Genomic DNA, 24,578 nt, shown 5'->3' on the forward strand with positions numbered 1-24,578 from the left:
CCATGACCCGACTTACCCCGATTTCCTTGGCATTCATAACGGTGAGCCTGACACTCTCTTCGGCCATGGCCGCCACCCACGACATGCAGGGCATGGACCACAGCCAGATGACCGGCATGGACCCCGGCCAGATGCAAAGCATGGACGAATTCCAGATGCAGCCCGCCGCACCGACCGAAAGTCGCACGCCGATCGCGGCGCTGACCGATGCCGATCGCGCTGCCGTATTCGCCAGCCCCGGCGGGCACAAGGTGCATGACTCTGCGCTCAATTATTACTTTCTCGCCGACAAACTCGAATGGCAGGACGCTGATGACGGCAGCGCGCTCGCCTGGGATCTGTCCGGCTGGGTCGGCGGCGACATCGATCGCCTGTGGCTGCGCTCCGAAGGCGAGCGCAGCAATGGCAAGACCGAGGACGCCGAAGTCCAGGCCTTGTGGGGCCATGCGATTTCCCCTTGGTGGGACGTGGTCAGCGGCGTGCGCCAGGACTTCAAACCCGGCGCCCCACAAACCTGGGCGGCCTTCGGCGTGCAAGGCATGGCGCTGTATAACTTCGAAGCCAAAGCCACCGCATTCATCGGCGAAGCCGGGCAAACCGCCGCCCGACTGGAAGGCGACTACGACATTCTGCTGACCAACCGGCTCATCCTGCAGCCGACCGCCGAACTGAACGTCTACGGCAAAAACGACCCGCAACGGGGGATCGGCTCAGGCCTGTCCAACACCGAAGCCGGCCTGCGCCTGCGCTATGAAATCCGCCGGGAGGTCGCGCCATACGTTGGCGTGACCTGGAACCGCACCTACGGCAAAACCACCGACTACGCCAGCGACGAAGGTGAGGATCGCAGTGAAGCACGTCTGGTCCTCGGGGTTCGGCTGTGGTTTTAAACCTCTTCACCCAAAACAACACTTTAATGAGGTCTTGCATGCGCACCATCAACATCACCGCTATCGCCGTCGGATTGCTGATGAGCACACTCGCTCAAGCGCACCCGAAACTGCTCTCCTCCGTCCCGACTGAGGGTGCGGAGGGCGCGTCACCGAACACCATCGAACTGCACTTCTCGGAAAACCTCATGACCCAGTTCTCTGGCGCAAAACTGGTGATGACCGAAATGCCCGGCATGGCCCACTCGCCCATGCCGATGAAGGCCAAAGTCAGCGGGGGCAGCGACCCGAAAACCATGGTCATCACACCACTCTCGCCACTGCCCGCCGGCACCTACAAAGTGGATTGGCGCGCAGTGTCATCGGACACCCACCCGATTACCGGCAATGTCACGTTCAAAGTGAAGTGATCGATGAGCGACTCGGTCAGCATTGCGCTGCGGTTTGCGTTGTACCTGGACTTGATGCTGCTGTTCGGGCTGGCGCTGTTTGGGATTTACAGCCTTCAGGGACGGGAGCGTTTGTCAGGGGTGGTGCTGCCGTTTTGGTCGTTGTTGACGGGGACGGCAGGGCTGGGGCTGTTGCTGTCCATCGTCAGCATGGTGGCGATGGCGAGCGCCATGAGCGGAGAGTCAGACCTCGCTGAACTGCGTCCGCACATCGAGATGATGGTGTTTGAAACGGATGTCGGATGGGCCTGGATCGTGCGCATCGTCGCGCTGGTTGTCTGTGGTTTGGCCGTGACGCTCAACCTCCGCGCGCCCGGCATGAGTTTGTTGATCGCCTCGATTGGCGGCGGTGTCGCCCTCGCCTCTCTCGCGTGGAGCGGACATGGGGCGATGGATGAAGGCAGTCGGCGCCACTGGCATTTCACCAGCGACATTCTGCATTTGTGGGGCGCTGGTGCCTGGCTGGGTGCGCTGGTGGCGTTTGCGTTGATGGCGAAGATCAATGCGTTGCAAACTGACGAGCGCATCAAAATATTGGCCCGTGCGGTTTCGCGGTTTGAAACGGCAGGTGCGCTGATCGTCGTGGTCATTACGGTGACGGGCGTTGTGAATTATCTGTTTATCGTGGGCCCGACACTGGATGACGTATTGCTCAGCACCTACGGGATTTTGCTGTTCATCAAAGTGGCACTGTTCGCCGGGATGCTGGTGCTCGCGGCGTTGAATCGCTTTCACCTCGGGCCATTTTTGGAGCGGTCGCTACGAGACGGTCAATATCAGGTCGCCGCCAATGCATTGCGGCGCAGCGTGTGGGTGGAATTGGCAGCGGCGGTATTGATTGTAGGTTTGGTGGCGTGGTTGGGGACGTTGAGTCCAGAACTGGCACTCAAACCCCAGAACAGCATTTAGTGTTTATGATGCGTTCGGGGACGGCTCTGCGTTATCGCTGGGCTGATGAGAATCCATCAAAAAAGTCCGAGAACAATGAAGAACATAAAAAGCACAATGATGCTCGGTGGTTTGTTCGCTCTATCGTTTGGCGTTCAGGCAGAACCTTCGCATCTGGACAGCATCATCCAGCAAGGCCAACTTCGCGTATGCACCACGGGTGACTACAAACCCTATACCTCCAAAGCCGAGGACGGCGAATACTCGGGCATCGACATCGCCATGGCCCGCTCACTGGCGGACAGCCTCGGTGTCAAAGTTGAATGGGTACCCACTACCTGGAAAACCCTGATGCCGGACATGCTGGCGGGTAAGTGCGACATCGGCATGGGCGGTATCTCGGTGACACTGGAACGGCAGAAAAAAGCCTTCTTCAGCACCACGCTGGACGTCGACGGCAAGATCCCGCTAGTGCGTTGCGACGATCAGGCGCTGTACCAAACCATCGAGCAAATCAACCAGCCTTCAGTGCGCCTGGTTGAACCGGCTGGTGGTACGAACGAAGCGTTTGTTCACGCCTTCCTGCCCAAGGCGCAATTGAGCCTTCACGACAACGTGAGCATCTTCCAGGAATTGCTGGATAAGAAGGCTGACGTGATGATTACCGATGCGTCGGAAGCGCTGTACCAGCAGAAACTCAAACCCGGTTTGTGCGCAGTGAACCCGAGCAAGTTTATGCAGTATGGGGAAAAGGCTTACCTGCTACCGCGCGACGACATCACCTGGAAGTTGTATGTCGATCAGTGGCTGCACCTGGCCAAGGTGACGGGCAGTTACCAAAAAGTCCTGAGTCAGTGGATAGCAACACCCGAGACTAAATAACCCGCCAACTCCCCTCTATAGCAGCTGGCGAAGCCAGCGTCCGACTGCGCAGCAGTCGCCCTCGCCTACCTACACGCCCTATCAGGCAAAACGCAAAACGGCGGAAACACTTCCGCCGTTAGTTAATCGTCGTGCAACAACCCCGAACTGTACTCGCCGAAACTGTTACCAAGCGCACTGCCATGCACATTCATCTTGCTGGGGTTGTTGGTCGGCCCCGGGCCAAAACCGGCAGACGGCAGCGTGGCTTCCGAATATTCGCTATGGGTACTTGCACCCGAACAGGCGCTCAACAGCACTGCACCACCGACTAGCACAACTTTGAAGAGATTCGAGATCATTTTTCAGTTCCCTGTGGGATGGAGGGCGCGGTGATACGAGCTTGAGTTGTCATCCTAGGCTGCAATGTCAGTAGGGATTATGAAACTTTGCGGGGCGACAGCGTTGGTTCAGGAATCGCAGTTTTGGTCAGTTCAATGGTCGCAGAACGTTACAAAGCCAATCGCTTAACGGGTGACCCCATCCAGCCAAATGTCATCAGACGTTGCTAGCGGTGCTTTGCTCCACGCGAGCCACGAGCAATATAGATGGGCTGACGTCGCCCTTACTCTTTTCCGAGACACGATGAATGAAGCAATGGCGAACATGGCTACCTGTATTGATGCTGCTGACCTTGACGGGTTGCGCAACGCCCCCCCCCAAAGACCAGAACAACCTCTGCAACATCTATCGTGAATACCCTGACTGGTATGAAGACTCGCTGAAGATGCAGGAGAAGTGGGGCACGCCTCAACATGTGGCGATGGCCATCATGAAGCAAGAAAGCAGTTTTATTTCCGATGCCTTGCCACCCCGCGACTACCTGTTGTGGGTCATCCCTTGGGGTCGAGTCAGTTCCGCCTACGGCTATGCGCAAGCGCAAGACCCGGTGTGGGGTGAGTACAAAAACGGCACTGGCAATGGCGGCTCGCGTGACAACTTTGATGACGCGATCATGTTCATAGGCTGGTACACAACCGGCACCCAGCGCCAACTCGGGATCTCGAAATGGGATGCTTACAACCAATATCTGGCGTACCACGAGGGGCGTGGCGGCTATCGTAACGGCACCCACCTCAGCAAGCCTTGGCTCATACAGGTAGCGCGCAAAGTGGAACAACAATCACAAAGTTATAATTCGCAGCTCAAGCTTTGTCGCCAGGCACTGGAAGATAATCGCAGTTGGTTTTTTTGAGTTGGGCCCTTGACGAGAATGTACGAGAAAGGGGCGGAGCTGTTTAATGCGTCGCCTCCCTTTCAGTTCAAAAATCAGCAAGCCTCTACAGGCCTCTCAACTTTGAACAGGTCGGCCTGACCTCTGCGAATCTGACCAATACGCTCCTTAAACAGCTTTGCAATCTATAGCCAGATGCCATCAGTCCGCCTGATGACTGTCTCGCTCAAGACCATTCCCGGCGTCCGGAGGGCTATCTCGCAGGACTCGCCTCAACCCAACCAGCCCATTCCTGATAAACTCCGGTCTTTCGCCCCACCGATTCCAGACCCCCAATGCCCCCAATCACTGCCGCACCCGCCCCGCTCTCCCGCCGCTTCTCCGTCGCCCCGATGATGGATTGGACTGATAGACACTGCCGTTTTTTCCTACGCCTATTGTCGAAAAACGCCCTCCTCTACACCGAAATGGTCACGACCGGCGCGCTGCTCAACGGCGATCACGAGCGTTTCCTGCGTCACAACGAAGCCGAACACCCGCTCGCCCTGCAGCTCGGTGGCAGTGTCCCGCTGGACCTCGCCGCCTGCGCCCGCATGGCCCAGGAACACGGCTACGACGAGGTGAATCTCAACGTCGGCTGCCCAAGTGATCGGGTGCAGAACAACATGATCGGCGCGTGCCTGATGGGGCATCCGCAGTTGGTGGCGGATTGTGTGAAGGCGATGCGCGATGCGGTGTCGATTCCGGTGACGGTGAAGCACCGCATCGGGATCAATGGGCGGGACAGTTACGAGGAGCTGTGTGATTTCGTCGGCACGGTTCGGGACGCCGGGTGCACGAGTTTTACGGTGCATGCGCGGATTGCAATTCTGGAGGGGTTGTCGCCCAAGGAGAACCGCGACATTCCGCCCCTGCGTTATGACGTGGCAGCGCAGTTGAAGACGGACTTTCCGGAGTTGGAGATTATTCTCAACGGCGGGATCAAAACGCTGGAGGCCTGTCACGAACATTTGCAGACGTTCGACGGCGTGATGTTGGGGCGCGAGGCGTACCACAATCCTTATGTGATGGCTGAGGTGGATCAGCAACTGTTCGGCAGTACGGCACCGGTGATCAGCCGTGCCGAGGCGCTGGCGCAGTTGCGGCCTTACATTGCCGCACACCTCGATGCGGGTGGCTCGATGCACCATATCACCCGGCATGTGCTGGGCCTGGGCACCGGGTTTCCGGGAGCGCGCAAGTTTCGGCAGTTGTTGTCGGTAGATATTCACAAGGCTAAAGAGCCGTTGGCGTTGCTGGATCAGGCGGCGGAGTTACTTGAGGGGCGCTAACGGTTAGCGAAAAACCAGGCTGCATTTCTCGCAGCCTGGTTGGTGTATCAGAGCGCTGCCGCCTCAGTCCAGTTAACCCAGCCAAATGCCCAGGTTGCCAGGATCAATAAACCGAATGCGATCCGGTACCAGGCGAATACCGCGTAACTGTGGTTGGCGATGAACTTGAGCAAGCCGCGCACAGCGATCATGGCGAACAAGAACGCGGTGACAAAACCCAGGGCAAACACTGGCAGGTCGGCGGCCTGGAACAGGTCTCGATACTTGTAGCCTGAGTAGACCGCGGCACCGACCATGGTCGGCATGGCGAGGAAGAACGAAAACTCGGTGGCGGCCTTGCGCGACAGGCCAAAAAGCAGCCCACCGATAATGGTCGATCCAGAGCGTGAGGTGCCCGGAATCATTGCCAGGCACTGTGCGAAGCCGACCTTTAGAGCGTCGGTCCAGCGCATGTCGTCAACATGATCGACATACACCACATGTTCCCGCCGCTCTGCCCACAACATGATAAAGCCGCCCACTACCAACGCCACTGCCACGGTGATGGGATTAAACAGATACTCATGGATCTTGTCGGCGAACAATACGCCCAAGACCACGGCCGGCATAAAACCGATCAGCAAGTTCAAGGTAAAACGTTGTGCATTACGTTGAGTTGGCAAGCCCGTGATGATTTCGAGGATCTTGCGACGAAACTCCCAGACCACCGCCAGGATTGCACCCAGTTGAATGATGATATTGAAGGCCATTGCTCGCTGACCACCGAAATCGAGCAAGTCCGCGACAATAATTTGATGCCCTGTACTTGATATAGGCAAAAACTCTGTCAGCCCTTCGACCACGCCTAAAATCAATATCGATACAGTAGTCCAAAAATCCATCAATCCTCCCCATCAAAAAAACACGTCCGCTGACGTGCTTTTAATGCATCGTCAAACAGAGAGTAAAACGCATTCAGCCGCGCATGAGAACACCTTGTTAATTATTGTCCAGCACTACACCTGACAACCCTGATGTTATACAAGGATCAATAGCAGTTAGTTCAGCACCAAAGAAAAGCTCAATCCAACCTGCCTGCTGATCATTCATAACACTCCCCTCATAAAGTCACGCAGCGGCCGGGTTAACCAGAAGCACAGGGTACTGCGCTGGAAAGGCGGGAGAACAAGCCGAAAGATGGCACAATGACACTCTTTTGCCTGCAACCATCAACTACACAGAAGTGCAATGATTTCTAACAAATTCACCAGCAATGTTAAAAAAATGTGATGCCTGCGAGAAAACCCCATGAAATGTTACCAATTGTCAGTCACAGATGAGAATCAGTGCTTTAACATTCGAACGTCAGCACCCAGCCGAGTCAAAGCATGATGCTTACAGGGAAAATAACGACTACCAGCCACAGTCACGCGAAGGAGGTGATCGGTATTCTCACCATTGGGTGGACCCAAACGTTAGTGGAGGACTTTAAGACTCTATTAGCAAGCCACGTCCCGAATGATATACCTGTTGATACAACGTGCTACAGCAACTCTTTCAGAAAAAATCAAGACGTTCATTCATACCGGGCTGTCTTCATTGTCATTGACAGCCCTCAAGCGTTTGTTGAGAGCCTTGCCCTCGTTGAAAATATGCGTGCTGACAACCATGCACTCCTTATTTTTGTAGCGATCACAGGTAGAGGCACCTACAACAAGATGAAATATTATCTTGCCGGGGCCGACTATTGTATTAAGTTTGGTACTTTGGCAGACGAAAACTCGGACGTGCTTTCCGAGTTTTTTAATAGCGCGGAATGGCAGAGGCAACACAATCTGCTTCTGGACCCCACTCGCATGTGCCTGATTGGAGACTGTAAAAGACTGGATGTATCGTTTCCGGAAATGAAGATACTAGAAGCATTTTCCGGCACAAAAAATCAAATATTGAGCCACGATGAAATCGCCAGAATCATGGGGCTTAATATTAATTTTTATGACCCAAGGGCCTTGGAAAAATCCATCAGCCGCCTTCGTGGAAAGATAAAAGGCCTATATGGCACGAATGCTATTCAAAGTATTCGTGGCCATGGTTATCGTTTAATCAGGGGTCTGATCTCGACCGCCTGATGATTAGTATCAAGGGAGTAATTGCAGTATGAACGCAACGGGGAGCGCGTCTCACATCTATCGTGCGAGTCATTATTTATCTCGACAATTGATCCTCACTCGCGATGACTGCCCATTTGGCAGCGAGATCAGAATACAATTTGACGACAGTCAGGTTCCGCCCGCACGTGCCTGCAGTGCACCACCCATGAAGCAGATGAGTGGCATCTACAGTGAAGTACTGATGCAGACCCGGCTGATTGCCTTTTCGCTGAAAGACCGCAATGTTTCCAGCGAAAATAAATACCTGAGCCGGCGATTCGTTTGCGTAGGGCAATCAGATCTCGCCAGTCCTGCACTCACCGAAGAGTTGATCCAGTGCAACGATGCGCTGAGTAACTTTGGCCAGACACTGGCTGTCGCTCTCAATGAGTTGCCTCTTTCGGCGGTGAGTTTCACCGACAAAAAGAAAATCCTCAACAACATTTATCTGCTGAAAGATCATGGGATAGAGATTGCTTTCGACGGCTATGATATCCACGACGAAAGTATCGAACTCTTTACCACCCTGAATCTATTCGACTATATAAAAATCCCCCTTCCAACCCTAGACTTGAACCTTAAACAAACTGGCAACCCTGAGTTATTCAATCGACTTCATGAACGCATGACCATGCTGACTCACACCACCAAAGTCGTCTTCATAGCCGACAGAGTCGAGCAGTCTGCCAGTCATGTACTGGCACGCGCGTTGCCCTTTGATTACTTCCAAGGGAGCCATTACTCCCCTGCCGACATCCTTTTGAATTAAAACCGAAAGTGCACTTCAGGAGAGAAGACATGGAAAGCAGCACAACCCTCCCCAGAAAATATTTTGTCGTCGTTACTCACAGCTCGGCATTACAACTTGAGCTGGAAGCATTGCTGTCGAACAAGCGATACAACTCATTTGGCACCTCACAGGCAAAAATGTTTGTCGAAGGTGTTGCCCCACCCTCTTCCCCCCCTAAGCTCATGGAGTTTTTTTCCCCTCACCTGGACAGTATTGTCCCGCCTGTTATCAAACGTGATACACAGCGTATGCTTTCGTCATTCGAATCCGAGTGGCGAACAGTCCAGCCCGACACGCGATTCAATAACAGCAACGCTCGTACAGATGAAGCCTCGGACGCCATGTACACGGCGGCCAAGCCACTCAATTCCCATGCAGAAGCCTGGCGACTGAGCAACGGCAACGGAGCTCTGATCAGAGATGATATCGAGATTGTCTTGACTGGCCTCGAGGCCGCGCTGGTCAAAAAAATGCTCAACCATGATGATCGCGTCGTGAGCAAAGATGATCTTATTCGGAGCATCGGCAGGGAGCCGGAACATTATCGAGGTCTCGAGATGTGCCTTAGTCGACTACAGGAAAAGTTTAAAAACGCCAGTAACGGCGAACGCCTGTTCCGAGCGGTCAGGAACCGAGGTTATTGCCTGACACAAAAAATCATACGAGGAAAAAGCCTCACCTGAAAAAACGCAACGACCCTGCGGGTAGTGCATTACAAAAATAAGAAAGCACACTATCTTATACTCCCACCCCCCCTCGCAGCTGAAACTCCCCCTCCATACATGCCATGCCACCCCAACTTACATTTATCGACTATTTCTAACACCCCGCCGCTCAAGATCAACAACCCACAGAACTTATCAGCCGTTAGAAGTCGTCAGACAGCCCTCTCCCCAATAAATTAATCTATTCACTGGCGAGCGCACCGCATAGTGGCAATTCGCCCACTAATGCTTTGCAATCTTATAAAAATAATAACGTTTGCTTCATCAACTTTGGCTGTTGTCTGTCGACGCGCGAATGGACGTATTTTGGGGATATCGCATGGTTAACAATCTTCGTATCAATCGAAATACCCACCTCAAAGGATTGACCTTCTGGGGACAATGGGCACTGGGTCAGGGCTTTGTAGTTGCCCTGTTGTTTTCATTGGTTTATTACCACACCGGAACGCTAGAGTTCTATTATCGAGTCTGTGCAATTCTGACTGTACTTGCTTCGGTTCCCGCCTATACATGGTGCGGCGTCTATGCAAAGAAAGATAACTATCTGACGGGCTTGGGACGTTTGTTCATGGGTTGGTCAATGACATTGGCCGCGTTAGCCTGTGTGGCGTTTATCTGTAAGGCTGACGAACTGTTTTCTCGTCAACTTATCCTGGTCTGGGCCGCCTGCGGTTACCTCGGGCAAGCGCTGTTGTACGTCCCGTTACACGGATTCTCGCAATACTATCAGCGGTCGCTTCAAAGCGAGCATAAGACCCTGATCGTGGGGACTGGCGAATTGGCATTGGGATTGGCCCGCAAACTGCGCAGCCTGGAGCACTTCCCGCTGGTGGGCCTGGTCAGCACGGACACCACGCTTCCGCCGGCGCCGGGCTCACCGCGTATCGTGGGCCCCCAGGAACAGCTGCTGGAGTTGATCGAAGCCCATGACATCCGACGGTTGTACATTACGCTGCCCCTGAGCGAAGCGGCGAAAATCGAGGCCATGTATATCGATTTGCTGGGTGCCAACGTAGACGTGGTCTGGGTGCCGGACTTGAATAGTCTGACGCTGCTCAATCACTCAGTAAGAGTCGTGGACGGCTTGCCGGCGATCTACCTGAATGAAAGCCCGTTGACCAGCCAGCCCACCGCCGCACTGAGTAAAAGCCTGCTGGAAAAGAGCGTGGCGTTGTTGGCCATTGTCCTTCTAAGCCCCCTGTTGTTGCTCATTGCCTTGGCGGTGAAACTCAATTCGCCAGGCCCGGTGTTCTTCAAGCAGGACCGTCACGGCTGGAACGGCAAGGTGATCCAGGTCTGGAAGTTTCGCTCGATGCGCGTACACGATGATCACGAGGTCAAGCAGGCCAGTCGTAACGATTCGCGGATTACCCCGGTTGGGCGTTTTATCCGTCGCACTTCGCTCGATGAATTGCCGCAGCTGATCAATGTGCTGCAAGGCCACATGGCATTGGTCGGGCCACGTCCGCACGCCGTTGCACACAACAACTACTACTCCGGGAAAATCCTCGCCTACATGGCCCGTCACCGAATCAAACCGGGGATTACCGGGCTGGCTCAAATCAACGGTTGCCGCGGTGAAACGGACACCCTGGACAAGATGCAGAAACGGGTGGAGATCGACCTTAAGTACATCAACAACTGGTCGTTGTGGCTGGACCTGAAGATCCTGGTGAAGACGCCTTTCACCTTGCTGTCCAAAGACATTTATTGATGGCTTGGTAGACAGACACAAGCAACACCACAAGGGGACGCAAGTCCCCTTTTTCATGGGCGTCGATCAGGTTGCAGTGCTGATTCAAGCGTGGGATAGCGCAGAGAATACGGCGCCATGTCTTGCAGTGGATACGGTGCGATCTACAACGTCAGTTGCGCTGTAGATCGCCCGCCCTTCACTCGGTGATCTTGCCGAAGTTGCGATAGAACAAATCGCTGTCACGGCTCTCGGTCATGGCATGCAGCGAGTAGCTGCGATTGAGCCTTGCACCACCGTCGCGGGTCAGTGGTGACCAGACGATATTGGCGCGACGCATTGTCGACATACTCATCATTTCATCGAATGGAATGGAGATGTAAATGCCTTTGTCGAAACTGCCTTCACCATATTCCGCGCTGGTTGCAGTGGTCAACGTGGCCCAGGCCCCGAATTTCACGCCATTGTTGAACTGCCGAGACAAGTCGAGTGTGGCGCCCCAATCCCGCGCCAGATAACGACCGACGCTGACGGCCGCCTGGGATTCGAAAGGCAGGTCGGTATAACCCGTGATGTGGCCGGTAACGGTCGAGTAGTCCCTCAGGCCAAAGCCTTGGTCAAACTCGCGCTGACGTACGTAGTTCAGGTCCGCGCCGACAGACCAGCCCTGCCCCATCGGACGGAACAGCACCTCACCGCCAACGCCGGCAAACATCGATTCCAGGTAGCCACCGTAGACCATGCCATACAGGTCTTTATCCAGTTGCTCGGCATGACTGAGCTGGAACATCGGCATCGTCACATCCGAGGTCGTCAGGTACTTGCGCAGGTCCGTCCGCACCCGGGGCAGGCCACTCGGCGCGTCGTAGGTGAAGTTGTCGTAGTTGTTCACCAGATTGGCACTGAGCAGGCCGCTCCACCAGGTATTGCGTGTGAAGCGGTACTCGGCGTCCGCATCGGCAGTCAATTGATAGAGCAAACCGTCAGGGCCACCGACGTTCTGTTTGTAACCCAGCCCAAGCCCGTAGTTGAAGGGTTTGAGCGTGCCGGTATAGAGCGTGGTCTCCCGGTGCGGCACCGGCGCGTTGACCTCGGTCGTACGGTGCAGGCTTTGCAGTGGCTCTTCATTGTTGACCACTTCGCGAAAGGTCTCGCGAGGCACACTGGTTTCGTCCAGCGGCATGTCGTAGCGCTTGTTTACCAAGGTAAACCAGTCGATATCGTCATTGACGCTGTTGTCCAGAATCCGGCTGGCGCGACCGACAGCTTTTGCCGAATAGAAATAATTCGACTGTTCGCCGTACACCAATAACTCTGAGCCGCGCTGGGTAATGCGCTCAACGTTGTAGCCTGCATTTTGCTGCAGTCGTTGGGCGACGTTGGCCCAGTTGACCTGATCCGGCGCGGTGACCGGTGCATGGGCCGGCAGACGCTCCGCAGGTGGATCGTAGGTCTTGGTGGGTGCCTTGCGGCTGACGAAGTTGGTGTGCAGGGTGATGCCGAACATGGCGGTATTGCCGCGCTCCCAGCCAGCGCTGAGATCAACCGAATCGGTCAGCTTGAACACCGCGCCGATGTTCACCGGCGAGTCCTGCTTGATCTGGTTGTCCTTCGGCTCGTTCTTATAGTCGTTGCCTTCGTATTCCAGTTTCAGGCTGAGCGGCTCCCAAGGCGTCTGGTAGGTCACGCCGCCGAACAACGAAGGACGCCCACGGAAGTAGGCATTGGTATTGACGTCGCCGGTGCCTTCACTGGCTGGCCGGGTTTTGAAACGATCATCGACCCACCCCAACGGGTTATCGAAATCGCCGCGATTGCCCAGGTAGCCCCAGGCAACACCCGCGCTGAAATCGAAGTCGTCATAGCGCTTGTTGGCGACCACGAACTCACTGGAGAACAGACCGGTACCCCCGATGTCGCGAAACCCTACGGCCAACTCGGGCGCCCAGTGGCTTTCTTGCCACAGGCGCAGCTTTAGGTCCACGGCCTTGTCTTTATAGCTCTGGTCGCCACTCAGGGACTCGGGGCCATATTTGCGGTTGGTGATTGCGGTATAGCGAAACGAGCCTTCCAGCCACTCAAAGGGCTGCAAGGACACGCTGTAGCGGCTATAGGGGCTGGTGCGGCTGGCATTCACGCTCAGCTCGCCGGCCGGCGCCATTCGGGCCGTCGGCGTCTGCATCAAGCCCACGCCGCCAAAATCACTCTGGGTAAATCGCGGCTCTGCATGAGCCAGACCACAAGGCAACAACAGTACTGCAGCAAAACGTAAATTCAAGGAACCACCCCAGCCAGTTGCGTGGCAAGAAATTCGGCCAACTGCTGATTCAGTTCAGGTATAGGCGGACTAAGATCATCGTTTTTGACAGGGACCAGGATTTTGCTGCCAGCCGCAGGCACCTGCCCGCTCTCGCGATTCCACGGCGCAATGCCGACCCGACGGGTGATGCCATCGGGCTGAATGATCCACAGGTAATCGGCTTCAGCATCGGCCAGCGGCGAACACCCTTGCAGGTAATCCCGCGCTTCCTGCATGGCGCGATACGCAACCCGGCACGGTGCGGCGACAGCGCCCAACACTTCAACGACATCGGAACGCATCGGGTAGATCAGGCTGTCGCCGTCAGCCACGCGAAAATTGAGCGCGAACCCGACCTCGACCGAGATCGGGTCCAGCACGGCCACCTGGCGCCCCGTGACGGGCAAATGGCTGACTTGCTCGTACAACCGCAACGCCAGCGCCGCTCGACTGGGTAGATCCAGGAGCAACGCGGTACGCTGCAGCACTTTCAGATCGAACAAGACGCCGGCTTTAAGCCGAGTCTGCTCTTCGAGCAAGGGCCGTCGCAGCCAGGCCGCCGCCAGCCAGTAGCCTTCAGGATTGGGTTGCGCGACGCGCATCACATCCAGCACGCGAGCACCGGGTTGCAGCTCAACGGGCCCCGGATTGCGCACGTCGCCACTGACGGACACCGCCGCGCTCACGCCGCCGGAGATCAACCACAGGCACGTCCATAAAACCTTGGGAAACTTCAACGGACAGTCCTGCGTTCAGAGGTCAGCTGAACGATCGTGACCCTGAGCTGTGCAGTCAGTTGCTGCTCGCTCTGCAGGATGAAACCGTTCTGCGGATTGACCCAATAATGATTGGTTGCGTGCAGGCCGATAGCCGGTGCATCAATACGCTCATCGACACGCATCACGGCGTACTCCTTGTCCAGAATCCTGATGGTTTCCATGGGGTGTCGCGTGAAGCGACTGCTCACGGCAACCCCCACTTCATAGCCGTGATAGAGATCGATCCAGCGCTGGCTGGTGTAGCCATCGGGCAGCGAATGCAGCCCTTGTTTGAACGGCGAGACCGCTTCAAAACGGGTCCCGTCCAGATCCCCGTCGAAGCCCAGTCCGACACTTCGAACCGCCAGGCCATCGCGCAGTAACAGCACCTGCTTGCCGGATGCGACCCAGTACTGCAAGTCACCTCGTTCACGCACCATCGCCAACACCCCTACACCGGAAGGGGTGGTCAGCTTGAGTTGGGGGTAGCGAACTTCGGCTATTTGCGCCGGGGTCAATTCCAGGTCGTCGGGCCCGCCGGCCACGGCTTTGAAGTTCGCCAGCGTGGCCTTCATCAGCGGGTTACATCCACACAACAGCAAGGCCGCCATCAAGCAGACGCTAACTTTCAACGTTCTCACAGTTGGACCAGACCTTATCGGGAGTTAGCTTCGCTTAAGTTGTTTTGTGCGGCAGCGCCCATGCCCAGAATCGAGGCCGATGGCACCAATTGACTGATGAAGCGGTTCCAGCGGGTGACGTTGGCAGGGCCCACATAAACAATGTCCTGGGGGCGAACATCGAAGTGGGTGGCGAGCGCCATGGCGGAAGGCGACTCGGCTTGCAGCTGGTAGATTTTGGCGGGTTCTACATCGAGGTTTTCTACGCCCCGGATGACGTACACGGCGTTGCCGTTAGAGGTGGTCTGGTTCAACCCGCCTACCGAGCCAATAACGTCAGAAAGATTCATGGTGCGGGTCTTGAAGGTCAACGCGCGTGGCTGATTGACCTCGCCCATGACGTAAATCTTCTTGCTGTCGTTGTACGGCAGGTACAACTGATCGCCGCCTCTGAGGTAGACCTTTTGCAACTCGGCGTTCTGTTGATTGAGTGCATCCAGATTCAGCGGATATACCCGCCCGTTTCGCGTCAACAGCAACCCGGACAAGTCAGCATTAAGCGGGTCAATGCCAGCGGAACCCAAGGCTTCAACAACGTTGAGCGGATTGGTGGAAATGGCTTGCGGACCGGCTTTCAACACAGCGCCCGACACCACCACTTTCTGACTGGCAAAGCGCAACACCGCGACATCCACTTGCGGGTCCGAAATGAAGGTCGACAACTTCTCGGCGATATCGGATCGCAGTTGCTGGATGGTCTTGCCGGCGGCCTGGACTTCTTTGATGTAGGGGTAGTAGAGCGTGCCATCGGAACGAACCAGACGGCCGTTTGCATCGATCTGCTGCTGCGCGCCGGAAGGTGCTGTCAGCTCGGGGTGATCCCATACCGTGATGTACAAGACATCGTTATTACCAATGCGATATTCGGCGGGTGTGGTCAACAACTCCGGAGGGAGTGACTCATGGACCTGTGTTGCCCTGTCCATGGCGATGAGCTTGGGGGTGATCGGAATCAGCTCGACCCGACTGCTTTCGCTGGCACCTTCGCGCGTGATATCACTGGTGCTCAGATGTTGCCCCGGCGAAAACATACAACCTTGCAAAGCAATACTTGCCAGCATTAAAAAAGGAACACTACGAATCATAATGGCACTACGCTATTCAAGGGCAAACCCAAAACAAGATCGCCCAGTGTTAGCCGGGCAATCTTGTATTACACGTGCGAAATTTGTTAGTTATGGGTGCCGGTCGTCCCGGTAGTACCCGTGGTGCCGGTGGTCCCGCCATTGGAACTTCCACCGCTGTTGGACGCTGCCACAGCACCGGCAACCAGCGCGGTGCCGGCCAATACTGCTTGTCCCGCCGTCACATCACCGACGACTTGGGTATCCAGCGTGAGGGCTTCTTCTTCGACTGCGAGTGCCCAACTGCTCATCATGGACAACAGGGCGATTACCATTATCTTTTTCATATCAAACTCCTTCCTGCGAGTTCTTTATATCTACGGACTTGCCGGATGGGTTGCCAGTCAATTTTCCCGACCATAATTAACATCGCGTCCTTATATAACAGTTCAGCAGAAAAGCAGGACGCTATAGGCCCGCCCGTCAGCCTTGATCGGCATATCCACGAGGATGATTCGATTGCCAACGCCAGGTATCGGCCATCATCTCCTGCAAATTTCGAGTGGCCTTCCAACCCAGTTCCTTTGCCGCTTTGGAGGGGTCAGCCCAACACTCGGCAATGTCGCCCGAACGTCGTGGCATCACTCGATAAGGCACCGCCCGGCCCGAAGCCTGCTCGAATGCCCGCAGTACTTGCAGAACGCTGTAACCGTCGCCGGTGCCAAGGTTCCAGATATTGATCCCGGTGCGCGTCGAGATCGTCTGCAACGCCTTGAGATGCCCGTCCGCCAAGTCCACGACGTGGATGTAGTCGCGCACGCCGGTGCCATCGACGGTGGGGTAATCGTCACCAAATATCGACAACTCCTGCAGGCTGCCGACAGCAACCTGACTGATGTAAGGCACCAGATTATTGGGAATCCCGTTGGGGTCTTCGCCCATCTGCCCACTGGCGTGAGCGCCGATCGGATTGAAATACCGCAACAGTGCAATACTCCAGCGGGGCTCCGCTGCACACAGGTCATGCAGTACGTTTTCGATGATCAGCTTGGATTGCCCGTAGGGATTGGTGGGCGTGCCCGTCGGAAAGTCTTCACGAATCGGCATCTGCTCAGGCGCGCCGTACACCGTGGCCGAGGAACTGAACACCAACCGGAATACCCCGGCCGCGGCCATGGCCTGACAGAGCGTAATGCTCCCGCACACGTTGGACTCGTAATACTCCAGCGGCTTGCGCACACTCTCGCCTACGGCTTTGAGGCCGGCGAAATGCAGGACCGCATCAATGGAGTGCGCCTGGAAAATCCGGTCAAGCAAGGCTCTGTCGCACACGTCCCCGTGAATCATCAATGCGGACTTTCCGCAGATGGCTTCAACGGCATGCAGCGCTGCATCAGAGCTATTGCTCAAGTTGTCCAGCACAACCACTTCGAAGCCCGCTTCAAGCAGCGCAAGTGTGGTGTGAGAACCGATATAACCGGTTCCACCCGTTACCAGAATCTTCATAGAGCGGTCCATAGTGGGGTATTGAAGTATTCAACTGCGCGCCACGTTTAAAACTTTTGGCGCACGCAATAATTGACGCCAATGACTTATTAGCACTTCACAAGAACCGATACTATTAATAGACACCGACCAAAACTAACTAAACACTGACAGGCCCGACAACTAATAACATTCACCCCATTCTGCGCATGCCATTAATTGCCATCAAACCATGTCTCAGGTATTAAAGTACAACCACCGTAAAACATCCAAACTCACGGCCACCGTCTTTTGTGTGACTGTGAACAATGTCTTTCCAGGATATATCTATGATTCGTAAATGCTTGTTCCCCGCCGCCGGCTATGGCACACGCTTCTTGCCTGCAACAAAAGCAATGCCGAAGGAAATGCTGCCGATCGTCAACAAGCCTTTAATCCAATATGCCGTTGAAGAGGCACGGGACGCCGGTTTGCAGCACATGGCCATCGTGACCGGTCGGGGCAAACGCGCACTGGAAGACCATTTCGACATCAGCTATGAGCTGGAACATCAGATTCGCGGCACCGAGAAAGAAAAGTTTCTGGCCGGCACGCGCGAGCTGATAGAAACCTGCACGTTCGCCTACACCCGCCAGGTCGAAATGAAAGGCCTGGGGCACGCGATTCTCAGCGGCCGTCCTTTGATCGGTGACGAACCCTTTGCCGTGGTACTGGCGGACGACTTGTGCCTGAACCTGCAAGGTGACGGCGTACTGGCGCAGATGATCAAGCTCTACAAAAAATTCCGCTGCTCGATCGTCGCCATTCAAGAAGTCCCGCGGGATCAGACTCACAAGTACGGGGTGATCGCCGGCGAGCTGATTTCCGAAGGGATCTACCGCGTCAACAGCATGGTTGAAAAGCCAGCACCTGAGGACGCACCGTCCAATCTGGCAATCATTGGCCGGTACATTCTGACCCCGGATATTTTTGATCTGATCGCCGACACCCAACCCGGCAAGGGCGGCGAAATCCAGATCACCGATGCGCTTATGAAGCAGGCACAAAATGGCTGCGTGCTGGCCTATAAGTTCGAAGGCCTGCGCTTCGATTGTGGTGGTGCAGAAGGCTATATCGATGCCACCAACTTTTGCTATGAGCAGCTGTATCTCAAGGGCCTTTAACCAAACGACCCAGCCCAATCACCGCTCACCTTGCGGAGCCCTCGTCACACTCTTTCATCCAGGCAGGCCACTATGACCACTGCAAAACGCTCGGTAGACACTGAACTGAAAGCGAGCAACTTCGGGATGATGGCCTGGCTGTCAAAAGCGCCGTCGTTATCCTTCGACACGGCCGCCTGGCTGGGCACAACCCTGCTGGTTGAGCGGATCGGAGTATTCCCCTCTTCGGGCGATATTCATCGCCCGATCAGGGACCCGCTCTCCCTCTTGGCTCACCTGAAAAGTCTGTATGCCAACCAGGCTCTGGATGTCGATGAACGCGACGGGCTTAAAGTGATTTTCAACGATTGGCGATTCCGGGTTCGCATCCGCTATAGCGACCCGGCGATCGTCATCAATGTTGAAACGCGGTGTGATCCCGAACTCATGCCTCTGAAAACTGCAGAGCTGCTGAGTCAGCTGGAACACTTTGAGCGGTGAAGGGTTACTTCGCAGCGGCACCACACGGTGACTTGCCGACAAGCAGTCGATAGACATAATCGGCAATAAGCCGACCTCCCGAATCCGGGATGGGGTGAATCTTGTCAGGGCCGATCATGGGGGTCGGTCCGTCACTGGCGTAGCGTTTGAAGTCGGGTCCGAACGTACACTGCAAACTCCAATAGGCAATGTTCTGCGAACGCGCCCACGGTTCAAGCACCTGGGCATAGTCCGACATCGGATACGCACTGGAACGTGTTGTGTCCTCGCGCAGGATCACATTGACGCTCGCCGCTGGATGCACCTCGCGAACCATCCGCACCAAGCCTTTCATGTTCTCCAGATAATCCTTGGGCTTAACGCCAAACCCCTGGTCATTACCGCCCAACATAATCAGGTAGATGTCTGCCGGTATCTTTGAAACGACGCCCTTCCACTGGGCCTGCCATTGGCTGTCGCTGTTATAAAAGTCAGCGGAAGCGGCGCCCGAAGCAGCAAGTTTTGAGACCCGGACACCGCCACGGTCATTGGCCATCCAAAGGCCAAACAATGTCGGAGCGCCCTTCACCACTTCGAGCCTTAACGCCCAATCGTCTCGAGTGGGGACACTTAATTGCACTTCCTGAACGCCGGAACCCGACATCGTCAAGGACTGCCACGTGTCGGAAGGTGCCCACCGGTACCTCATCTCACTGGTTTTACCGTTGCCCAGGTAGAGCAGCTTGGCTTGGCCAATGGATGTATTGATCACGGCCGTCTGCTTAGCGTCGATCTCAATGTAAGCACCCGCCGGCCCGGTAACCGTACGACTGTCCGGACTCGCTTGCCCAAGACTGGAAACATCCCAGTCACCACCGAAGTACTGCTTGTTGCTTCGGGTGTACTTGAAGTTCGTACCGCCGAGCGCAGCGCCGTGGTTAAACCCGACATAACCAGGCCCGGCAAAACTGAAGTCTTTCGCCAGGCGCTGAGTGAGTTCATTCAGATAAAAATCCTGCCCGGCGCTGTAGCTGTCGCCAATCACTGAGATGTCCAGCACTTCTCCCGAGTTGCCCATGCTCAGGCCGGAAATACGTTCGCTTGAACTTCTTACCTCGATAACCGGCGTCGAAACGGGACGTACATCATCGATATAAACCATTGGCCTCATCCTTCTATTCGGCAATCAGGAGTGAGACACCTTCAGCCCTGACGCCGGGGTCTTTTTGCGGCTCGTCCGCTCGCCCAGAAACAGAACGGAAGTGAGGGTGAAACGGCTGAACACATTCGACAGCACCACCGGCCCCAACAATCCGCACAACACACCGCCGAAGACCAGGACACTTTCATCCGTGACGCCCAAGCGACCCAACGCGAACCGTGAACTGGCGGCAAACAGTACGTGAAAGAGGAATATCGCGTAGGAGTAACCGCCGAGCCAGATCAGCACTTTCGAGCGCATGTCGGTCGACAGTAGCGCGACGCAGGACATACAGCCAACGAGCAATCCGACCAGGCTCCGGCGATCGACGATGAGTTCGCGATCCACGGCAGCAATGTAGAGCAACGCGACCGATATCAAGACGAACACCACGGGCCCGATCACTTTCAGCGATCGCTTTAACGCGTCGACATTCTCGTGACAAATCATCCCCGTCACAAAGAACGGCAGCAGATAAATAGCACCGTTGATGCCAAACGCATCGACCGGAAAAAGCGGCATCAGGAACACGGCTGCGGAAAACAAAAACAACAGGTACAGGCGAGTCGGCGTCTGTAGCAGACCGCGCCACTGAAGAAATCCGACAAACATGAAGATGATAAAAACCGCCTGCAAAAACCAGAAATGGTTAACCGGCAGGTAAAACGACAACAAGGCGTCCATCAACCCGACGTCCTTGTTCACCCCCGGCGCCACAGCCTGCAGCACCGAAAATGGAACACCGACAAAGAACAACGGCACGATCAACCTTCTGACCTTGCCCAGACAGTAAGCAGAGAAGTCATTGCCTCTGATTTTGTAAATGGAATAGATATAGCCCGATATAAAGGTGAACAACGGCATCCTGACGTACACCATTGAGTCCGCCAGGATTCGGAAAGGTGATCCCAGGTCAATTTTCAGTCCACCGCCCAGCGGCCCTATCACGTGATAGAGCACCAGCAGCAAGCACGCCAGACCTCTGAGCGTTTCTATTTCCAACGACTTTTTCTTGCTTTGCATAAACCACAAACCTCAGTTCAAGACGCTTGAATCAACCGACTCAGGTTTTTTTGAGCGCAACTGCAACCCCAGTCCCAGAAACAGAACCGGCACTACCATGGAGAAATGTCGGGCAAACGAGCCGAAGTCTGGCTCGAACAGCCCCTGCACCAATAAAAAGGACAGTGGGATAGCAATAAGCTCTTTGACTTTCGGTTCGATGAGCGAGCCCTTGTAGTGACTCGACGTCATCATTTTGAACATCAGCAATGAGGTCATCATCATCAGGACGACAAAGATGATCTGCCCCAGCCCCGATAAAAGTATTAACTCCACCGGGAACGACAACCTGAAAAAGATGCTCATCGAATCGACTGCCTGCGATACGAAATCACCGCCGTTGATCCACGACACGATCAATGACTTCGAGCCCTCCTCGCCCAACGTGCGCTGTTCATTGTTACTGGCCCGAATGGACGAAACCGAATAGCCGACCAACACCTGAATCGCCGTTGCGATCGCCAGATAGAACGCGAACAACATCAGGAAAAAGCTGAAACGCGACACATGCTTTTTCATGAAGCACACGCCAACCCAGACCAGAGAAAACAAGATCCAGTAAGGCCTAATCAGCACGCCGTAAAACAGCGCGGACAGAAAAAAACCTGCGCGGTATCGCTTCGAAAATGAAAAAACCAGAATGGCAATCACCGCCACCGAGACAATGATTTCCTTGGTCAGGTTATCGAGGAAGAACGACCGGACCACGCCCCACAAACACAAGGTGAGGAAGATCGTTATGGGTATTCTTCTGAAGATAAAGATCGGGATCGACGTCAGAAACAGATTGCACAGCATCCCGTAAGCCCATGCATTGGTCAGGTTTATGCCGGTGGGACGTAGCAGGTAAGCGGAGCATTCGTAAGAAGACCGGTCTGGCGAGAAGGGATTCCAGAAGTTGCAGTTGTCTGAACGAACGTATGACGACCACAACGTCATCGCATCCGGGCCTGGTTCGCGGTGCATCAAAAGCGGCATCGCAATGGACAGAAAAAGGCCACAGAACAAAATCAGGAATGAGATCGACGAGTCGAGTTTTCGCCCTCGAAACTCTATGGAAGGCAGAGACAAAGCCATTACAACGCCCCCTTCGCCCGGACAAACCTGGTCAGCAAAGCGATAACAACCAACTGCACCGTAATCGAGAAGACATTCCCCCACGCCGCGCCATAAATTGAATAATGTTTAATGAGTACATAGCTGACAGGCAGTGAAACCATCAGGCATATCGCCGCACTGGCCAGCGACACCCGACTGTTCTTCGACGCAATAAGGCCTCCCCAAACGATGTCGCCGACGGCCCGAAGGGCAAAGGAGAAAATCAGAATGGATAAAATCCTGTTATCCGGACGCGGGACTGCCACGTCCACGTAATCCAGCAGGACATTGAAGAAGGCATAAATCAGCACAGCCACCGCGCCGGAAACGATGAGGGAGCGCAACACCCATTGATTCAGGAACAGTTGCCGGACTGTCAGCGCCTGTTGATTATTTTTGTAGCGCTTGGCAAGTACCGGAATGCCGACGACGGCAACAACCGCATAGGACAGCGCTTGCAAGGTGTTGGCCGCAGACCAGGAATACACGTACTTGCCGAGACTGGCGTACGGTTCAATGTCCAGAATAAGAAAACGCTCGGCGTACTGACTGAGTGCGATCAGGCCACCACCCAGATAAAAGGGCAGCCCTGCTCGCCAGACCGAAACGGTGGTGACGACACTGACTTCCCGCCCCTTGTGAACGTTCACCACAATCAAGTAACCCGCGACGATGACCAGCAGGTTGGTGACCACCCAAAGCCAAAGAACACTGGCGATGCTGGACACTACGCCCGCCATCAATCCCGCAACAGCAAGTAGCGCCCAGAGCCCGGTTTTTATAAAAAACAGTACCGCGCCCCAGTTGGCTTTTTGCGCCGAAAAAACAAACGAGTTTATTTCGAAGGAAAGATGCTCGGTGAGCAGCAGAAGCGTGACACAAGCGATCAACGCGGCACTCGCCTGCACATCGCTGAAGAGCGAGTACAGGGCGACCGTGACCACCGACAACAACAAACCAACGGCCAGGTACAGGACCAGTACCCTATCAACGACAAGCCGCGAACTGCCCCCGACACTGATCAGCCGGTTGATTTCAGAACTGAACCCGACACTGTAAAATTTCGAGGCTATCAAAGAGGCAGCAACCACAACGCCGTAAAAGCCCAATGCGTCATAACCCAGATAATGAGTGATGGCCAACACCAGCAAAAACTTTGCGCCTAATGCACCTCCCCGCAGCAACAACCGAAATATCATCGAACAATCCCTTTGATGATATTGTCCATCTGCACCGTTTTGGCTTCGATTTCTTTACAGGTGTCCGTGAGTTTCTTGCCGAATCGGGTGAGCGCGTTGGGGGCGTAGACCGTGTCGATGATGGTGTCGACATTGATGTCGCCTCCATTGATCACCCAGTCTTCCACGCCCATGTCCTGATACGCACCGAAGCCTTTGCGTTCATAACTGATATGGAAAGCGGGTACGCCGGCGAGAAGTGACTCAATCGCCCCGTGCAACCGGACGGAAATCACCAGGTCTGGCTGATACTTCGCCAGTGTCGCCTTCAAGGGCAGCAGGTCTTCGGTAATGCCAAGCTCCCGGTAAAACGCACCATCGTCGTTGCCACGCACAGCGCTTTGCACAGCGCAGACCACTTTGCTTTTCGCCCTTAGTCTCTGCAATAGAAGCTTCAGGTTGGCGACGTAGGCAACTTTCTTCTCTTTGCTCCATTCCGGCGGCTTGCGTAAAACAACGCAGACCACAGCAGGAGATGGTGCACAGCGGGTGAACTTGGGTTGCACCAGGATCTTTTTCGCTAACGCCTGAACTGCCAGGTCCGGTGCCCGATAGACGTTTTCATTGGATTTGAAAATAGCCGACGACCTGTTGTCCCTGACAAATACGGCATCGGCCTTGGTGTAGTGCTCTACGATTTTACTGCTCTCGCCATGGAACGGGCCGATACTTTGCGGAAGATAAACCGACGGCACCTTGCTCAAGATCGCCGTTTCAAGTTGCTTGGCATGCCCCAGTTTCAGCTTGATATGTTCGAAAACGCTTTTTGAGCGCATGTACCCGCCACCGACTCCGACGATCAGATCAGTGGTTTTCAAGAGATCGGCAAGGGGTGCGTAAGACTGGTTGAGAAAAACCGCCTCCTTCACCCTTCCGAACCCTTTCGCCGCCATAACCGGTGCGTCATACCGCTTATACGGAAGATAACTGAATGACTGCGGGTCGGACGCAACTACGTTAATTAAAGTGTCTGCGCCAAAGTTGCGCAGCACCATGGCGATTGCCAAATCCACGAGCAGTCCATCACCCGAGTTTGACGCGCTGTAGCCATGCAAAATAGTTACGTTCATGATCTTGATTT

Annotated in this window: 25 protein-coding genes; 12 read left to right on the top strand and 13 right to left on the bottom strand. The window is 55.0% G+C overall.

Annotated features, from left to right (window positions below; genetic code table 11):
- The first annotated feature begins 2 nt into the window (after nucleotides 1–2).
- From D882_RS0101750 to D882_RS0101765, 4 genes are all read left to right on the top strand, one after another.
- The gene (locus D882_RS0101750; protein ID WP_027921631.1) at nucleotides 3–890 is read left to right on the top strand and encodes a copper resistance protein B; all 888 of its coding nucleotides are present in this window, start codon (nucleotides 3–5) and stop codon (nucleotides 888–890) included.
- A 38-nt stretch (nucleotides 891–928) separates the two neighbouring features.
- Nucleotides 929–1,300, top strand: coding sequence for a copper homeostasis periplasmic binding protein CopC (gene copC, locus D882_RS0101755; RefSeq protein ID WP_027921632.1), 372 nt, complete (start codon nucleotides 929–931; stop codon nucleotides 1,298–1,300).
- A 3-nt stretch (nucleotides 1,301–1,303) separates the two neighbouring features.
- On the top strand, nucleotides 1,304–2,248 hold the full coding sequence (gene copD, locus D882_RS0101760) for a copper homeostasis membrane protein CopD (protein ID WP_027921633.1): 945 nt from the start codon (nucleotides 1,304–1,306) through the stop codon (nucleotides 2,246–2,248).
- A 75-nt stretch (nucleotides 2,249–2,323) separates the two neighbouring features.
- Nucleotides 2,324–3,109 carry a transporter substrate-binding domain-containing protein gene (locus tag D882_RS0101765; RefSeq protein ID WP_027921634.1) on the top strand — a complete coding sequence of 262 codons (786 nt, stop codon included), beginning with the start codon at nucleotides 2,324–2,326 and terminating at the stop codon, nucleotides 3,107–3,109.
- A 122-nt stretch (nucleotides 3,110–3,231) separates the two neighbouring features.
- Here the strand turns inward: D882_RS0101765 and D882_RS0101770 are convergent, their stop codons facing one another.
- Nucleotides 3,232–3,450, bottom strand: a complete 219-nt coding sequence (locus D882_RS0101770) for a hypothetical protein (RefSeq protein ID WP_027921635.1) — start codon at nucleotides 3,448–3,450, stop codon at nucleotides 3,232–3,234.
- A 287-nt stretch (nucleotides 3,451–3,737) separates the two neighbouring features.
- Between D882_RS0101770 and D882_RS0101775 the strand changes: the two genes are divergently transcribed.
- Entirely contained in the window at nucleotides 3,738–4,343 is a 606-nt protein-coding gene (locus tag D882_RS0101775; protein ID WP_027921636.1) for a hypothetical protein, read from the top strand.
- 314 nt (nucleotides 4,344–4,657) lie between these two features.
- Nucleotides 4,658–5,653, top strand: coding sequence for a tRNA dihydrouridine(20/20a) synthase DusA (gene dusA, locus D882_RS0101780; RefSeq protein ID WP_081743876.1), 996 nt, complete (start codon nucleotides 4,658–4,660; stop codon nucleotides 5,651–5,653).
- Between the two features lie 47 nt (nucleotides 5,654–5,700).
- Here dusA and D882_RS0101785 read toward each other — a convergent pair whose 3' ends face one another.
- Nucleotides 5,701–6,534 carry an undecaprenyl-diphosphate phosphatase gene (locus tag D882_RS0101785; RefSeq protein ID WP_027921638.1) on the bottom strand — a complete coding sequence of 278 codons (834 nt, stop codon included), beginning with the start codon at nucleotides 6,532–6,534 and terminating at the stop codon, nucleotides 5,701–5,703.
- A gap of 486 nt (nucleotides 6,535–7,020) precedes the next feature.
- Between D882_RS0101785 and D882_RS0101790 the strand changes: the two genes are divergently transcribed.
- From D882_RS0101790 to D882_RS0101805, 4 genes are all read left to right on the top strand, one after another.
- Nucleotides 7,021–7,761, top strand: coding sequence for a winged helix-turn-helix domain-containing protein (locus tag D882_RS0101790; protein ID WP_027921639.1), 741 nt, complete (start codon nucleotides 7,021–7,023; stop codon nucleotides 7,759–7,761).
- A gap of 28 nt (nucleotides 7,762–7,789) precedes the next feature.
- Complete coding sequence (locus tag D882_RS0101795) at nucleotides 7,790–8,551, top strand: EAL domain-containing protein (protein WP_027921640.1); 762 nt, start codon at nucleotides 7,790–7,792, stop codon at nucleotides 8,549–8,551.
- A 29-nt stretch (nucleotides 8,552–8,580) separates the two neighbouring features.
- A complete protein-coding gene (locus D882_RS0101800; protein WP_027921641.1) occupies nucleotides 8,581–9,255 on the top strand; it encodes a helix-turn-helix domain-containing protein in 675 nt (224 codons plus the stop codon).
- A 361-nt stretch (nucleotides 9,256–9,616) separates the two neighbouring features.
- A complete protein-coding gene (locus tag D882_RS0101805; RefSeq protein WP_027921642.1) occupies nucleotides 9,617–11,011 on the top strand; it encodes an undecaprenyl-phosphate glucose phosphotransferase in 1,395 nt (464 codons plus the stop codon).
- A gap of 178 nt (nucleotides 11,012–11,189) precedes the next feature.
- Here the strand turns inward: D882_RS0101805 and D882_RS0101810 are convergent, their stop codons facing one another.
- The 6 genes from D882_RS0101810 to galE all read right to left on the bottom strand — a co-directional run bounded on the left by D882_RS0101810 (nucleotide 11,190) and on the right by galE (nucleotide 17,297).
- On the bottom strand, nucleotides 11,190–13,268 hold the full coding sequence (locus D882_RS0101810; protein WP_027921643.1) for a YjbH domain-containing protein: 2,079 nt from the start codon (nucleotides 13,266–13,268) through the stop codon (nucleotides 11,190–11,192).
- The gene (locus D882_RS0101815) at nucleotides 13,265–14,026 is read right to left on the bottom strand and encodes a capsule biosynthesis GfcC family protein (RefSeq protein WP_027921644.1); all 762 of its coding nucleotides are present in this window, start codon (nucleotides 14,024–14,026) and stop codon (nucleotides 13,265–13,267) included. Before D882_RS0101815 ends, D882_RS0101810 begins: the two co-directional genes overlap by 4 nt.
- Nucleotides 14,023–14,688 (bottom strand): YjbF family lipoprotein, encoded by a 666-nt coding sequence (locus tag D882_RS0101820; RefSeq protein WP_027921645.1) that lies wholly within the window; start codon nucleotides 14,686–14,688, stop codon nucleotides 14,023–14,025. Before D882_RS0101820 ends, D882_RS0101815 begins: the two co-directional genes overlap by 4 nt.
- A gap of 14 nt (nucleotides 14,689–14,702) precedes the next feature.
- Nucleotides 14,703–15,758 carry a polysaccharide biosynthesis/export family protein gene (locus tag D882_RS0101825; protein WP_050590133.1) on the bottom strand — a complete coding sequence of 352 codons (1,056 nt, stop codon included), beginning with the start codon at nucleotides 15,756–15,758 and terminating at the stop codon, nucleotides 14,703–14,705.
- A 140-nt stretch (nucleotides 15,759–15,898) separates the two neighbouring features.
- Nucleotides 15,899–16,138, bottom strand: a complete 240-nt coding sequence (locus tag D882_RS0101830) for a hypothetical protein (RefSeq protein ID WP_027921647.1) — start codon at nucleotides 16,136–16,138, stop codon at nucleotides 15,899–15,901.
- A gap of 136 nt (nucleotides 16,139–16,274) precedes the next feature.
- Nucleotides 16,275–17,297 carry a UDP-glucose 4-epimerase GalE gene (gene galE / locus D882_RS0101835; protein ID WP_027921648.1) on the bottom strand — a complete coding sequence of 341 codons (1,023 nt, stop codon included), beginning with the start codon at nucleotides 17,295–17,297 and terminating at the stop codon, nucleotides 16,275–16,277.
- A gap of 308 nt (nucleotides 17,298–17,605) precedes the next feature.
- On the opposite strand from galE, the gene galU reads away from it, so the two are divergent.
- Nucleotides 17,606–18,439 (top strand): UTP--glucose-1-phosphate uridylyltransferase GalU, encoded by an 834-nt coding sequence (gene galU / locus D882_RS0101840; protein ID WP_027921649.1) that lies wholly within the window; start codon nucleotides 17,606–17,608, stop codon nucleotides 18,437–18,439.
- A 72-nt stretch (nucleotides 18,440–18,511) separates the two neighbouring features.
- Nucleotides 18,512–18,919, top strand: a complete 408-nt coding sequence (locus tag D882_RS0101845) for a mannose-1-phosphate guanylyltransferase (RefSeq protein WP_027921650.1) — start codon at nucleotides 18,512–18,514, stop codon at nucleotides 18,917–18,919.
- Between the two features lie 4 nt (nucleotides 18,920–18,923).
- Here D882_RS0101845 and D882_RS0101850 read toward each other — a convergent pair whose 3' ends face one another.
- From D882_RS0101850 to D882_RS0101870, 5 genes are read right to left on the bottom strand one after another with little or no spacing between them, the layout of a single operon-like run.
- A complete protein-coding gene (locus D882_RS0101850; RefSeq protein WP_027921651.1) occupies nucleotides 18,924–20,060 on the bottom strand; it encodes an SGNH/GDSL hydrolase family protein in 1,137 nt (378 codons plus the stop codon).
- Between the two features lie 24 nt (nucleotides 20,061–20,084).
- Nucleotides 20,085–21,122 carry an acyltransferase family protein gene (locus D882_RS0101855; protein WP_027921652.1) on the bottom strand — a complete coding sequence of 346 codons (1,038 nt, stop codon included), beginning with the start codon at nucleotides 21,120–21,122 and terminating at the stop codon, nucleotides 20,085–20,087.
- Nucleotides 21,123–21,134: 12 nt separating this feature from the next.
- Nucleotides 21,135–22,238, bottom strand: coding sequence for a hypothetical protein (locus D882_RS0101860; RefSeq protein ID WP_027921653.1), 1,104 nt, complete (start codon nucleotides 22,236–22,238; stop codon nucleotides 21,135–21,137).
- Nucleotides 22,238–23,458, bottom strand: a complete 1,221-nt coding sequence (locus D882_RS0101865; RefSeq protein ID WP_027921654.1) for a polysaccharide biosynthesis C-terminal domain-containing protein — start codon at nucleotides 23,456–23,458, stop codon at nucleotides 22,238–22,240. The genes D882_RS0101860 and D882_RS0101865 overlap by 1 nt, the downstream gene beginning before the upstream one ends.
- Nucleotides 23,455–24,567: a polysaccharide pyruvyl transferase family protein gene (locus D882_RS0101870; RefSeq protein WP_027921655.1), complete on the bottom strand. Its 1,113-nt coding sequence runs from the start codon at nucleotides 24,565–24,567 to the stop codon at nucleotides 23,455–23,457. The genes D882_RS0101865 and D882_RS0101870 overlap by 4 nt, the downstream gene beginning before the upstream one ends.
- Nucleotides 24,568–24,578: the final 11 nt, after the last annotated feature.

Origin of the sequence: Pseudomonas sp. URMO17WK12:I12, assembly GCF_000514395.1 — a bacterium.
Lineage (GTDB): Bacteria > Pseudomonadota > Gammaproteobacteria > Pseudomonadales > Pseudomonadaceae > Aquipseudomonas > Aquipseudomonas mucoides.

What these genes read in the sequence shown, in the direction of transcription:
- D882_RS0101790 (WP_027921639.1), top strand. Translation starts at nt 7,021, where the DNA reads ATGATGCTTACAGGGAAAATAACGACTACCAGCCACAGTCACGCGAAG.
- D882_RS0101860 (WP_027921653.1), bottom strand. Translation starts at nt 22,238, where the DNA reads ATGGCTTTGTCTCTGCCTTCCATAGAGTTTCGAGGGCGAAAACTCGAC.
- galU (WP_027921649.1), top strand. Translation starts at nt 17,606, where the DNA reads ATGATTCGTAAATGCTTGTTCCCCGCCGCCGGCTATGGCACACGCTTC.
- copC (WP_027921632.1), top strand. Translation starts at nt 929, where the DNA reads ATGCGCACCATCAACATCACCGCTATCGCCGTCGGATTGCTGATGAGC.
- D882_RS0101870 (WP_027921655.1), bottom strand. Translation starts at nt 24,567, where the DNA reads ATGAACGTAACTATTTTGCATGGCTACAGCGCGTCAAACTCGGGTGAT.
- D882_RS0101865 (WP_027921654.1), bottom strand. Translation starts at nt 23,458, where the DNA reads ATGATATTTCGGTTGTTGCTGCGGGGAGGTGCATTAGGCGCAAAGTTT.
- D882_RS0101855 (WP_027921652.1), bottom strand. Translation starts at nt 21,122, where the DNA reads ATGCAAAGCAAGAAAAAGTCGTTGGAAATAGAAACGCTCAGAGGTCTG.
- D882_RS0101825 (WP_050590133.1), bottom strand. Translation starts at nt 15,758, where the DNA reads ATGTTTTCGCCGGGGCAACATCTGAGCACCAGTGATATCACGCGCGAA.
- D882_RS0101830 (WP_027921647.1), bottom strand. Translation starts at nt 16,138, where the DNA reads ATGAAAAAGATAATGGTAATCGCCCTGTTGTCCATGATGAGCAGTTGG.
- dusA (WP_081743876.1), top strand. Translation starts at nt 4,658, where the DNA reads ATGCCCCCAATCACTGCCGCACCCGCCCCGCTCTCCCGCCGCTTCTCC.
- D882_RS0101795 (WP_027921640.1), top strand. Translation starts at nt 7,790, where the DNA reads ATGAACGCAACGGGGAGCGCGTCTCACATCTATCGTGCGAGTCATTAT.
- D882_RS0101800 (WP_027921641.1), top strand. Translation starts at nt 8,581, where the DNA reads ATGGAAAGCAGCACAACCCTCCCCAGAAAATATTTTGTCGTCGTTACT.
- galE (WP_027921648.1), bottom strand. Translation starts at nt 17,297, where the DNA reads ATGAAGATTCTGGTAACGGGTGGAACCGGTTATATCGGTTCTCACACC.
- D882_RS0101770 (WP_027921635.1), bottom strand. Translation starts at nt 3,450, where the DNA reads ATGATCTCGAATCTCTTCAAAGTTGTGCTAGTCGGTGGTGCAGTGCTG.
- D882_RS0101785 (WP_027921638.1), bottom strand. Translation starts at nt 6,534, where the DNA reads ATGGATTTTTGGACTACTGTATCGATATTGATTTTAGGCGTGGTCGAA.
- D882_RS0101750 (WP_027921631.1), top strand. Translation starts at nt 3, where the DNA reads ATGACCCGACTTACCCCGATTTCCTTGGCATTCATAACGGTGAGCCTG.
- copD (WP_027921633.1), top strand. Translation starts at nt 1,304, where the DNA reads ATGAGCGACTCGGTCAGCATTGCGCTGCGGTTTGCGTTGTACCTGGAC.
- D882_RS0101765 (WP_027921634.1), top strand. Translation starts at nt 2,324, where the DNA reads ATGAAGAACATAAAAAGCACAATGATGCTCGGTGGTTTGTTCGCTCTA.
- D882_RS0101805 (WP_027921642.1), top strand. Translation starts at nt 9,617, where the DNA reads ATGGTTAACAATCTTCGTATCAATCGAAATACCCACCTCAAAGGATTG.
- D882_RS0101845 (WP_027921650.1), top strand. Translation starts at nt 18,512, where the DNA reads ATGACCACTGCAAAACGCTCGGTAGACACTGAACTGAAAGCGAGCAAC.
- D882_RS0101850 (WP_027921651.1), bottom strand. Translation starts at nt 20,060, where the DNA reads ATGGTTTATATCGATGATGTACGTCCCGTTTCGACGCCGGTTATCGAG.
- D882_RS0101775 (WP_027921636.1), top strand. Translation starts at nt 3,738, where the DNA reads ATGAAGCAATGGCGAACATGGCTACCTGTATTGATGCTGCTGACCTTG.